The sequence below is a fragment of the Streptomyces sp. NPDC045899 genome, assembly GCF_056431485.1.
Window position 1 is genome coordinate 26,065 of the sequence record NZ_JBWKKP010000045.1, and the last position, 10,233, is coordinate 36,297.

General features: G+C 70.4%; 11 protein-coding genes. 6 read left to right on the top strand and 5 right to left on the bottom strand.

What is annotated here, in order from left to right; genetic code table 11:
* Nucleotides 1-99: 99 nt before the first annotated feature.
* The gene (locus AC07FT_RS35475) at nt 100-1,062 is read right to left on the bottom strand and encodes a GlxA family transcriptional regulator (RefSeq protein ID WP_479180266.1); all 963 of its coding nucleotides are present in this window, start codon (nt 1,060-1,062) and stop codon (nt 100-102) included.
* A 163-nt stretch (nt 1,063-1,225) separates the two neighbouring features.
* Here AC07FT_RS35475 and AC07FT_RS35480 point away from each other — a divergent pair, with 163 nt between their 5' ends.
* From AC07FT_RS35480 to AC07FT_RS35490, 3 genes are all read left to right on the top strand, one after another.
* On the top strand, nt 1,226-2,317 hold the full coding sequence (locus AC07FT_RS35480; RefSeq protein ID WP_479180267.1) for a lipocalin-like domain-containing protein: 1,092 nt from the start codon (nt 1,226-1,228) through the stop codon (nt 2,315-2,317).
* Between the two features lie 782 nt (nt 2,318-3,099).
* Nucleotides 3,100-3,237: a hypothetical protein gene (locus AC07FT_RS35485; protein WP_479180268.1), complete on the top strand. Its 138-nt coding sequence runs from the start codon at nt 3,100-3,102 to the stop codon at nt 3,235-3,237.
* A 270-nt stretch (nt 3,238-3,507) separates the two neighbouring features.
* Nucleotides 3,508-4,428 (top strand): S41 family peptidase, encoded by a 921-nt coding sequence (locus AC07FT_RS35490; RefSeq protein ID WP_479180269.1) that lies wholly within the window; start codon nt 3,508-3,510, stop codon nt 4,426-4,428.
* Nucleotides 4,429-4,446: 18 nt separating this feature from the next.
* On the opposite strand, the gene AC07FT_RS35495 is transcribed toward AC07FT_RS35490, so the two are convergent.
* Complete coding sequence (locus AC07FT_RS35495; protein ID WP_471201490.1) at nt 4,447-4,971, bottom strand: MarR family winged helix-turn-helix transcriptional regulator; 525 nt, start codon at nt 4,969-4,971, stop codon at nt 4,447-4,449.
* A gap of 40 nt (nt 4,972-5,011) precedes the next feature.
* On the opposite strand from AC07FT_RS35495, the gene AC07FT_RS35500 reads away from it, so the two are divergent.
* Complete coding sequence (locus AC07FT_RS35500; RefSeq protein ID WP_479180270.1) at nt 5,012-5,941, top strand: EamA family transporter; 930 nt, start codon at nt 5,012-5,014, stop codon at nt 5,939-5,941.
* A 23-nt stretch (nt 5,942-5,964) separates the two neighbouring features.
* Here AC07FT_RS35500 and AC07FT_RS35505 read toward each other — a convergent pair whose 3' ends face one another.
* Both AC07FT_RS35505 and AC07FT_RS35510 read right to left on the bottom strand, forming a co-directional pair.
* A complete protein-coding gene (locus AC07FT_RS35505; RefSeq protein ID WP_479180271.1) occupies nt 5,965-7,488 on the bottom strand; it encodes a catalase in 1,524 nt (507 codons plus the stop codon).
* 233 nt (nt 7,489-7,721) lie between these two features.
* On the bottom strand, nt 7,722-8,168 hold the full coding sequence (locus AC07FT_RS35510; RefSeq protein WP_471201498.1) for a cupin domain-containing protein: 447 nt from the start codon (nt 8,166-8,168) through the stop codon (nt 7,722-7,724).
* A gap of 234 nt (nt 8,169-8,402) precedes the next feature.
* Here AC07FT_RS35510 and AC07FT_RS35515 point away from each other — a divergent pair, with 234 nt between their 5' ends.
* Nucleotides 8,403-9,140, top strand: a complete 738-nt coding sequence (locus AC07FT_RS35515) for an SDR family oxidoreductase (RefSeq protein ID WP_479180273.1) — start codon at nt 8,403-8,405, stop codon at nt 9,138-9,140.
* A 25-nt stretch (nt 9,141-9,165) separates the two neighbouring features.
* On the opposite strand, the gene AC07FT_RS35520 is transcribed toward AC07FT_RS35515, so the two are convergent.
* Complete coding sequence (locus tag AC07FT_RS35520) at nt 9,166-9,558, bottom strand: nuclear transport factor 2 family protein (protein ID WP_471201504.1); 393 nt, start codon at nt 9,556-9,558, stop codon at nt 9,166-9,168.
* Between the two features lie 95 nt (nt 9,559-9,653).
* On the opposite strand from AC07FT_RS35520, the gene AC07FT_RS35525 reads away from it, so the two are divergent.
* Nucleotides 9,654-10,097 carry a MarR family winged helix-turn-helix transcriptional regulator gene (locus AC07FT_RS35525; RefSeq protein ID WP_471201506.1) on the top strand — a complete coding sequence of 148 codons (444 nt, stop codon included), beginning with the start codon at nt 9,654-9,656 and terminating at the stop codon, nt 10,095-10,097.
* Nucleotides 10,098-10,233 lie beyond the last annotated feature (136 nt).

The window sequence follows — 10,233 nt, forward strand, 5'->3', positions numbered from 1 at the left end:
CACCTATGGTCGGCGCGCACCTACGATCATGCGGAGGAACACCCGCGGACACACCGCGCCTGCCCCGATTCCCGCACACCGAACGATCCTGACGTGGTGTCACTCATTGGCCGTGTCGCCGTCCGCGCTCCTCCGCAACGCCCTGAGCGACGCGGCGTCACGGTAGCCGACCTGGTGGGCGATGTCGGTTTCGCTGAGGGACGTGGTGCGGCGCAGATGGTCCGCCCGCTCCGCACGGAGTCTGCGCACCACCGCGTAGGGGGTGGTGTGCAGCCGCTCCCGCACCCGGCGCTCCAGGGTCCGCCGGGTGGTGCCCAGGGCGTGGGCGGCGTCCGCGACGGTGATCTCCCGCGGCAGGTTGGCTCGGATCCAGCCTTCGAAGTCGCTGACCAGCGGGTCCTCATCGGCGAGGTAGCCGGTGACGGCCCGCATGGTGTCGGTGGGGCGTTCATCGATGAGCAGGGCGGCCGCGGTGGCCCGCGCGAGCCGCGGGCTGACCCGCGCCACCAGGCTCATGGCCAGGTCGATATGGGCGAACGCCGCTCCGGCGGTGGTGACGGCTCCGTCGCGGACCACCATGCGGGACACTTCCAGACCCACCCCGGGGTAGCGCCGCCGGAAGACGTCGTACAGCCACCAACTGGTCGTGGCCTGAAGGCCGTCGAGCAGGCCGGCCTCGGCGAGGACGAAGGTGCCCGTGCATGCCGCGGCCAGTTCCCGGCCGTCCGCGGACCAGTCCCGCAGCGCGGCGCGCAGCGCCCGTACGTCCTCACGCATCAGTGCGTCCACGAGGGTGGCGGGACTCTCGGCGGACAGCGCGGGGACCAGCAGCATGTCCACCGCCCCGTCCGCCGCGCACTCCTCCAGGGTGAGGTCCACCGGTACCAGCAGTCCGCCCGCGGTCGGGACCGGGTCGCGGGTGGGCGAGACGGTCACGGTGGTCATGGCGGGGATCTCGGGGTCGGTCTGCCGGCGGGCGGCGTTCGCCGCCCGCAACACGTCCAGGACGGTCGCGACCCCCGAGTCCCAGCACCCCCGCAGCACCACCACTCCGATGTTCATGTCGCAGACGCTCCGTTCGATGTCGCATTCACCGCCGACGGTGTTCCTACGGTAAGTGCCATGCCACCGGCCGCACACCACGCCACCACCGCTCCCCCGTGTGCCGGTGTGCGGACCGCGGCCGCACCACCCCATCGTTCCGGCCCCTCGAAAGGACACCACCGTGCACGCTGTGATCGGCACCCTGCCGCACCATTACCGGCGGCTGAACCTCACTCCCGGCGTCGTGCAGCCGTGGGAGGACGGGCTGCGTACGGCCGCCGCGGACGGCACCTTCGAGTGGTGGTACTGCGACGCGCACCTCGAGGACGGTTCCACCCTGACCGTCGAGTTCCACACCAAACCGCCCTATGTCTCCCCCAAGGCGCCCCTCACCCCGTTCGTACTGCTGACGCTGACCCGCCCCGACGGATCGCGGACCGACCGGACCTATCTCGGGGAGCCGCCGGAGTTCACCGCGTCGGCCGAGGGCTGTGACGTGGTCATCGGCCCCCAGGTGTTCCGCGGCGGTCCCGACGGCTACACCGTTCACGTCGAGATCGAGGACACCGTCGTCGATCTGACCCTGGCCGCCGAGGTTCCGCCGTGGCGGCCGGAGACCGGCCACGTCTTCTTCGGCGAGGACGAGGAGCACTACATCGCCTGGCTCCCCGTCGTCGCCCGGGGTCATGTCGAAGCCACCGTGACCATCGACGGCGTGACCAGCCGGCTGACCGGCAGCGGCTACCACGACCACAACTGGGGCAACATCGCTCCCCGCAAGGTACTCGACCACTGGTACTGGGGGCGCGCCCGGCTGGGCGACCACACCGTCGTCACCCTGATGTTCGTCAGCCACGAGCGCTACGGCAAGGCGGTCCTGCCCGCCGTCCTGGTGGCGGAGTCGGGGCGGGTCATCACCTCGGCGGTCGGCGCCGACGCGGTCGGCTTCGCGGAGGACGTGGTGTTCGTCCACCCCGACAGCGGCGTCGAAGTGGCGGGGCGGCTCACCTACCGGGTCGACGAGGGGAGTTCGACGTACACGATCACCTTCGACCGCGACAAGGACACGTTCCTCCTCGACTTCGGCACCGCCGGTGCCTACCACCGCTTCATCGGTGATGTGACCCTGCGCCACGAGCTGTCCGACGGCCACGGTCCGAGCGCGACAGTACGGGGCCGGACCCTCTGGGAGCTGCTGCACTTCGCGGGCAAGGCGGCGGGAACGGACGGAGGAAGCGGGGCGGCCATCCCGGTGATCGGCCACCAGGCGTGACCACCGACGCCCATGGCACGGGGCTCCGGAAGGGGCGGCGGACGACGGCCGGCTGCCCCTCTCCGCCCCCGCCGGACGCCCCGCGGCGCCGTTCCCCCGTACGGTCACCGCGCCGACGGCACCGCCCACCGTGCGGGCGACGGTGTTGACGCCGTCGGCCGTGGCGAGGGCGTACGGCGGGGTGACATCGTGGATCCGCTTTGGCAGTGCCGCCATGGCGCATCCCGAAGCCGGTCCCGCGAGCAGCGCCGCGCCGGGCGGGCCCTGCGCCACGGCGACCGCACGGACCCGCCAGCCTGAACCCACCGCGACCGAGGCGATTCCCCCCGACGCCGGGCGCGTCACGAGGTTAGGCGACCCTAACCCGGCGGTACCCTCGGGCCCATGCCCCTCTCGGAGCTGCTGAGGATCAGCCTTGTCTGCGCCGCGGCTCTCGTCGCACTGTTCAGCGGAAGTATCATCGGCTCGCTGTTGATCGCCCCGGACGCGCTGGCCCCGGACTATCCGCGGGCGATCCGGGAGCGGTACGGAACCCAGAGCGCACGGGGCAAGCGGGCGGCGGCCGTTGCCGGCGGGGTGAACCTGCTGGCGTTCACCGCCGTACCGGTGGCGGGAGTTCCGCACTGCACCGCGACACGGACGGCACCCTCGGCTTCTGGCCCCCGTTCACGCTGGGCACGATCTGCTTCCTGGCCATCACCCTCTTCGACCTGCTGGTCCTGGACTGGTGGCTGTTCTGCGCGGTCCAGCCCCGTTTCATGGTCCTCCCCGGCACGGAGGGCATGACCGAATACCGCGACTACGGCTTCCACGTCCGGGTACTCCTCCCACGCCCGGTGCCCTGGCCGCTCCTGGCCATCCCCGGATACGGGGCGGCCGTCGGAACGATCGCCTGCCTGGCGGAAGCCGTCACCGGCTGACACCTTGATCACCCTCTGTGGTCATCGCGCGATTCTGTGCTGTATCTGAGGCGGAATCATGGCCTCCCTCACAGCGGCGAGGTGCTCCCCTTGGTTGGATGGATCCCGCGCCGGGGCCGCCCGTCGGCCGTCGGTGATCCGCGAGCCGCAGAGGGGTGAACGATGGGCCGGGGACAATCGCTGCGCGTGACCGCCTGTGCCGTGGTGGCAGGCACCCTCGTCGCAGGGGCCGGATGCACGGCGGATGAGGGCAAGAGAGCGGATCCGACCATGTCGCCGGAAGCCCGCGCGTATCTGTCGTCGGCACTGACCTTCATGGAGAAGAACGCGCTCCACCGCCGCACGATCGATTGGACGCGGTTGCGCCGCACGGCGTACACGCAGGCCCGGGAAGCGCGAAAGCCCGCGGACACCTACAGCGCGATCTATTCGGCCCTCAACTCGCTGGGCGACGGACACAGCTTCCTCTGGGATCCGAAGAAGACCGAAGCGGCGTACGGACCCTCACCGAAGGTGATCGAGGACCTGGAGGGCCGGTCGATGGGGGATCACATCGGTTATGTGTCCATCCCCGGTGTCACCGGAACCGAGAAGACGCTCCGGCGGTACGTACGACAGGGGCGCCGGGCCGTGGCGAAGGCGGACCGGGGGCGGGCCTGTGGCTGGGTCGTGGATCTGCGCCACAACAGGGGCGGGACCATGTGGCCGATGCTCGCCGTCGTCGGCCGGATCCTGGGCGACGGCCGCGTCGGGATGTTCGTGGACGCGAACGGGGAGAAGACCACCTGGACCATTGAGAACGGCAACCCCGCCAAAGACGGAAAGGTGTTCGACTGGGGCACCGGCAAGCCCGTCGCCCACGATGACGCCCCGGTCGCGCTCCTCACCGGCCCGGACACAGGGAGCTCGGGCGAGGCCGTCCTGGTGGCCTTCCGTGGCCGGCCGGAGACACGGTCCTTCGGTGAACCCACCTTCGGGGTCCCCACCGGGAACGTGCTGCACCGTCTCCCCGACGGAGCCCTCCTGGGCGTCACGACGGTCCGGGACGCGGACCGCACCGGACGGACGTACGACGCGGCCATCCCACCCGACCAGGACGTCCTCGTCCCCGTGATCCGCAGGGAAACCCATACGGACCGGGCCCTGACCACGGCGAAGAACTGGCTGCTGAGGCGACCCGCCTGCCGGTGAGGGGCATGCTCCCACCGGTCACCCGTCACCGGGCGGGCCCGGGCGCTCCATCCGGGAGAGCCAGGCGGTGAGCAGCGTTTCGAGTGTCTCGGCCTCCTCGGCCGTGAGGAGCCCCAGCAGATGCCGTTCGTTGCGCATATGGTCGGGGAACGCCTGGTCGATCAGTTCACGGCCCGGGGTGGTGAGGGCGACGATCCGGCCGCGCTGGTCGTCGGCGGAGCGGCGGCGGGTGACGAGTCCGGCTCGCTCCAGGCGGTCGATCCGCTTCGTCATGGCGCCGGTGGTGACCATGGTGTGCGCGGCGAGTTCACCGGGGGCCCGCTCGAAGGGCTCACCGGCGCGGCGCAGCGCGCACAGCACGTCGAACTCCCCCTCGCCGAGACCGTAGCGGCCGTATACCCGGCAGAGCTCTTCGGTGAGCTGCCCGGCCAGCCGGTGGAGCCGGCCGATCACGCCCTGCGGGGAGACGTCGACGTCGGGCCGTTCGCGACGCCAGTCGGCCTGGATACGGGCCACGCGGTCCAGTGGTTGCCTGTCTGCCATGCCCTCCATGGTAGCTTCCAGGGAAGTTATATTAGCTTCCATGGAAGCTAATGCGCGATGGGTGGCACTGACGGCGGTCGCTCCGGTGGCATGGGGCACCAACTACTTCGTCACCCACGCGTTCCTCCCGGCGGACCACCCGCTGTACGGAGCGGCGCTGCGGGCGCTCCCCGCGGGGCTGGTGCTGCTCGCCCTGTGCCGACGGCGGCCGCACGGCGCGTGGTGGTGGAGATCCGCGGTGCTGGGCCTGCTCAATGTGAGCGTGTTCTTCGTCCTCGTCTACATCGCTTCCCAGCTGCTGCCGACGAGCGTGGCCTCGACCGTCATGGCGGTGTCCCCGCTGACGATGATGCTCATCGCCTGGCCCCTGGTGTCCGAGCAGCCCCGGGCCACGCACCTCGCCGGGGCCGGGACCGGGCTCGCGGGGGTGTGCCTGATGCTGCTCACCGGGGCGGACGGGGTGAGCGGCCCGGGGGTGCTCGCCTCGGCCGCCGCCGTGCTGGTGTCGTCCTTCGGCCACGTCCTGACCAAACGGTGGAGCGCCGAGATCGACGTGGTCGCCTCGACCGCCTGGCAGCTCACCGCCGGAGGGCTGTTCCTCCTCCCGGCCGCCGCGGCCGTGGAGGGCTCTCCCCCCGCGCTCTCCGCTTCGGCGCTCCTCGCCTTCGGCTATGTCTCGCTGATCGCCACCGCGCTGGCATTCGCCGCCTGGTTCACCGGGCTGCGCCATCTGCCCGCGGGCACCGTGGGACTGGTCGGACTGCTGAACCCGGTCACCGGTGTGCTGCTCGGCACGGTGGTCGCCGCGGAGGTGCTGACCGTCCAACAGCTGTGCGGACTGGCACTGGTCCTGGCCGGGGTCGCCCTCGGCCGCCCCACGCGGACGCGCGGAACCCCCGCCACCGGGCCCGCGACACCACACGGGACCGCGCCCTCCGATCGGACGCGGCCCCGGGAACGGCTCCGGTGAGGTGCGACGGGGAGGTCGTCAGCTCACGCTTTGCGCTGCATGCTCTCCCGCGCGGGGTTGCCCTGCTGAGCCGCCTTCGGATCCTTCTCGTCCGCCTTGGCGCGCACATCCCGCTCGATACGGGCGCCGACGGTCGGGTCGATGTTGCGCCAGTATTCGAACGCCCGTTGCAGCACCGGCTCGCTGACGCCGTTGAGCAGATGCCCCACGACGTTGTCCACCAGCCGTTCACGCGCTCCGTCGTCCAGCACCTCGCGCACCATCGTCCCGGGCTGGCCCCAGTCGTCGTCCTCCGGGTGCGAGACATAGGCCGCCCGGGTGATCTCGCCGTCCGCGTACCAGCTGGGCGGGTTGCCGTAGCGCTCGGTGTCGGCCGCCGGTCCGCCCTTGGAGTTGGGCGCGTACACCGGATCCGTGGTGTTGCGGTAGGCCATCGCCCCGTCCTTGGAGTAGGTGTGCACGGGGACGATCGGTGCGTTGACGGGAAGCTGCTGGTAGTTGGCGCCGATGCGGTGGCGATGGGCGTCGGCGTACGAGAAGAGCCGGGCCAGGAGCATACGGTCGGGGCTCGGCCCGATGCCCGGTACGAGGTTGTTCGGCTGGAACGCGGCCTGCTCGATCTCGGCGTGGTTGTCGGTGGGGTTGCGGTCCAGGGTCATCCGGCCGACTTCGATGAGCGGGTAGTCGGCGTGCGGCCAGACCTTGGTCAGGTCGAACGGGTTGAACCGGTAGCCCGGCGCGTCCGCGTACGGCATCACCTGTACGTACAGGGTCCAGCTCGGGTACTTCCCGTCCCGGATGTGTTCGAACAGATCGCGGGTGTGGTAGTCGGTGTCGGCCGCGGCCATCTGGTCGGCCTCGTGCTGGGTGAAGAACTCGATGCCCTGGTCGGTCTTGAAGTGGTACTTGACCCAGAAGCGCTCACCCGCGGCATTGATCCACATGTAGGTGTGCGAGGTGTAGCCGTTCATATGGCGCCAGCTGCGCGGGATACCGCGGTCGCCCATCAGCCAGGTGACCTGGTGGGCGGACTCGGGTGAGAGGGTCCAGAAGTCCCACTGCATGTCGTGGTCGCGCAGGTTGTTGTCGGCGCGGCGCTTCTGGGACCGGATGAAGTGCTGGAACTTCATCGGATCCTTGACGAAGAAGACCGGCGTGTTGTTGCCGACCATGTCGTAGTTGCCCTCGGTGGTGTAGAACTTCACCGCGAAGCCCCGCGGGTCACGCCAGGTGTCCGGGCTGCCGCGCTCACCGGCGACGGTGGAGAACCGCGTCACCAGTTCGGTCCTGGTGCCGGGCTGGAACAGCGCGGCCTTGGTGTAGCCGCTCACATCGCCGGTCACCTGGAAGTGTCCGAACGCCCCGCTGCCCTTCGCGTGGGGCTGCCGTTCAGGAATGCGTTCCCGGTTGAACTGGGCCATCTGCTCGATCAGATAGGCGTCCTGGAGCAGGACCGGCCCACCGGGTCCGACGGTCAGGGAGTGTTCATCACTCTCGACGGGGATGCCGGCATCCGTCGTCGTCGGATTGCGGTCCGCGTTCGCCATCGCTGGTCTCTCCTTCGTCTCGCGGGCACCTCTCACAGCGGTCGGTACGACCGCAGTCTCCGCACACGAGGTGCTGGTGGTGGTCATCGACACGCCGCTGCGCGCGCCGCCGGGCGGGAACCCGGCCGCTACCGCTCACCGTCCGCGCTGAAGCCATGTCCCGGCACGAGTGGCCCCTCCCCGAACCCGTCAAACATCGCGAGCCGACTCCCCTTGCCCATCGGGACGGCCGGTCAGGACGGCCGGGGCGCGCGCCGGTGGCTGCGCTGCTCCAGTTCCTCGTCCTCGACGAGGACGAGCATGGGCTTGTCGGGCAGACACATCATGGTGACGAGGAACCGGACCGGTACGTCCGTGCGGTGGTTGCCGTCCTGGTAGTGGATCACGTCGCCGCCCGGTTCCCAGAACGCCTCCCCCGCCCTGATCACCCGTTCGGGCTCTCCCTCGAGCTCGAACACCATCTCCCCCTCCAGCACATAGCCGAAGGCCGGCCCGAAGTGGCGGTGGGGCGGTGTGCCGGGATCCCCGGGAGGGAACTCGACCACCAGCGTCATGGCGTGCGCGCCGTCCGGCACGACCGGTGACTCCGCCTCCTGGATGACGGTGACCGCCGTCTTCCACGCCTCGGACCGACGCCCCTGACCCGCCGGTGAGTGGGCCGTCGCCTCGTCGTGCGCCATCGCGCCACCTCCGTCCGGACGTGGATCTGGACGTGGACCGGGCGACCTCCGTCCGCGGCCCCGGCGCCGGGCACCGGAGCGGACGGGGCGCCCTTCGCCACCGTACTGCGCCCGCGCACCGGCCACCCCTCGACCGGCCGCGCTGCGGCCGTCACGAGGTCGGGCGTACCGTGGTCGGAGGCGTCGGTCCCGGTCCGGAGCCGACGGGCCCGCACACTCGACGAAGGGTGCGTCATGAGGTTCACGGTCCTGGGCGCGAGCGGGCTGATCGGAACCCAGGTGGTCGAGCGGCTGGGAGCGGGCGGCCACGAGGTCGTCCCGGCCTCGCTGTCGACCGGGGTCGACGTGGTCAGCGGCAAGGGTCTGGACGATGTCCTGCCGGGCACCGAAGTGCTGATCAATCTGACCAACTCCCCCGCGTTCGACGCCTCCTCCGTCGACTTCTTCGAGACGTCGATGAACACCATCGGCACGGCCGCGGAGCGGGCCGGTGTGCGCCATGCGGTGATTCTCTCGATCGTCGGCGTGGACCGGGTGCCCCAACTGGACTACTACCGGGCCAAGGCCGCCCAGGAGGAGATCCTCGCAAGCGGCCCGATCCCGTACTCGATCGTGCGGGCCACCCAGTTCTTCGAGTTCGTCGAGGCCATCATGGACTGGACGACCGAGGGTGAGACCGTCCGGCTGCCCACCACCCCGGTGCAGCCGATGGCCGCCGCGGACGTCTCCGCGGCGGTCGTGGCCACCGCCACCGGCGCCCCGCTGCGAGGCGTCCGCAACATCGGCGGCCCCGAGGTGTTCCCGCTCGACGAGCTGGGCCGGATCACCGTGGGGGCCAGGCCGGACGGCCGCCGGGTGGTCACCGACGAGCAGGCGGGCATGTTCGCGGTGATCGCGGGAGATGTCCTCACCGCGCCGGAGGGCACGCCCCTGGCGCCCACGTACTACCGGGAATGGCTCGAGCACCGCTAGCTCGTGTCCTGTCGGTCCTCGTGGATCAGCGGGCGCTGCCGATGTTCCGGTCGGCGTCGGATCCCTTGAGCATCAAGGTGGTCTCCTCGATGCGGTTGAACCGGCCGTCGGGCGCGAAGTCGGCGAACACATAGACCTCCATGCTCACGGTCGAACCGTCCTTCTTGGTGATGTGGGCGGTGTGCCGGTCGGCGTAGTTGCTGCCGTCGTACAGCTCCTCGTGCACCTCGACGTGGCCGTCGGCGACGAGGGAGCGCACATGGGTGATGTGCTCCAGGAACTCGGTGCGGTCGGCCCACTCGCCGTCCGTGCGCTGGCGGTACTCCGGGGAGAAGTGGCGGTCGGCGGCCTCCTCCAGGGTGATGTCGCCGTTGAAGAGCAGGTCGTTCAGGGCGGCCTCGATGCCGGTGCGAGTCATGGGAATCCCCTTCGAGAAAGGTTGTGCGTGCGCCGCGCACGCATCTCCTTCACTGTAGCAGGAAACGCGTGCGGCGCGCACGCTATTCTTGTGGTGTGGAAAACGAAGTGGGACATGAGATCGCGGAAGCGCTGGGCATCCTGCTCAGGCGCACCACTCGCGCACAGCTGCACAAGCGGCTCACCGAAGGCATGGGAGAGGCGGTGGACGATGTGACGTACCCGGTGCTCAGCGCACTGGCCCGGACCGGACCCCGCAGTGCCGCGGAGCTGGCCCCCGACGCCGGGGTCGACCGCTCCGGTGTCACCCGCCGTGCCTCCCGGCTGGAGGCCGCCGGGCTCATCCGCCGGGAGGCGGACCCCACGGACCGGCGCGCACATCTGCTCGTCCTCACCGAGGAGGGCGAAGCCGCGGTGACGGAGCTGCGCGCGCGTCTGGCCGCCCACATCATGAGGAGCCTGTCCTCCTGGCCGCCCGGGGAAGCCGAGTCCTTCGCCCGCCAGTTGCGCCGCTTCACGGCCGAAGGCCCGTTCGCCTGACGGCGCCGGGGGGGGGGGGGGGGGAAAAGGGGGGGGGGGGAGGGGGGGGGGGGGGGGGGGAAAAAAGGAAAAAAAGAAGAGGCAGAAGGAAAAAAGGGGAGGGGGGGAGGGGGGTGTGGTAAACCTAAATAGGAAA